The 666-nt window shown below is 62.6% G+C and carries 1 protein-coding gene; it reads left to right on the top strand.

The genetic code is table 11. The annotated features are described in order from the left end of the window. Window positions 1-479 precede the first annotated feature (479 nt). Window positions 480-666 (top strand): developmental transcriptional regulator BldC (bldC, locus tag KUM32_RS37060; protein WP_217146257.1); only part of this gene is annotated, 187 nt, incomplete at its 3' end.

Here is a 666-nt window from a genome sequence, read left to right as displayed (position 1 = left end):
GACACGAGGGGACGGGCGTAGGCGCGGTCGGATCGGGACGTAGGTCCCGATCCGGGCGATTGCCTCAACCGTGATCTAAAGCACTGAGTTCGGGCCTTGCGGCCATCCCCCATCCTCGTGTCAAAATAGGACAAGGAGTCCACGCAGGGCTCCTTCCGTCCAACTAAGGGCGGATGTATCGGTATTGCGCTCCTTGGTGGGTCTGGTGACGCGTGGTCCTTCTGTGACTGATCGTCACGGCGGCGTGACTGTCCGCTATGGCATAGTCCATCGGCTTCCGTCGAGGTTGAACACCTGAGAGGGCAATTCCATCGGTTTGGCCGACGTGGCTGGACAGATGGTGTAGTTGTAGTGCCGAGGACAAGCCGTTCGTCCTATAACCGACTCGGCCCGCGTCCGCCATTTCGGGCAACGCGGGTCAAGGTGCAGAATTTAGAGGAAAGAACCGTGATGGTTCGGTTCTCCCGAGGAGGCCGCTCATGACCGCTCGCACCCCTGATGCCGAGCCGCTGCTGACCCCGGCTGAGGTTGCCACGATGTTCCGCGTGGACCCGAAGACGGTCACACGGTGGGCCAAGGCAGGCAAGCTCACGTCCATCCGCACGCTCGGAGGGCACCGGCGCTACCGCGAAGCGGAGGTCCGTGCACTTCTGGCGGGCATTCCGC

This window comes from Streptomyces sp. AC627_RSS907, assembly GCF_019049165.1.
Note: the sequence above shows the minus strand (reverse complement) of the source record. Positions and strands in the feature narration are given on the sequence as shown.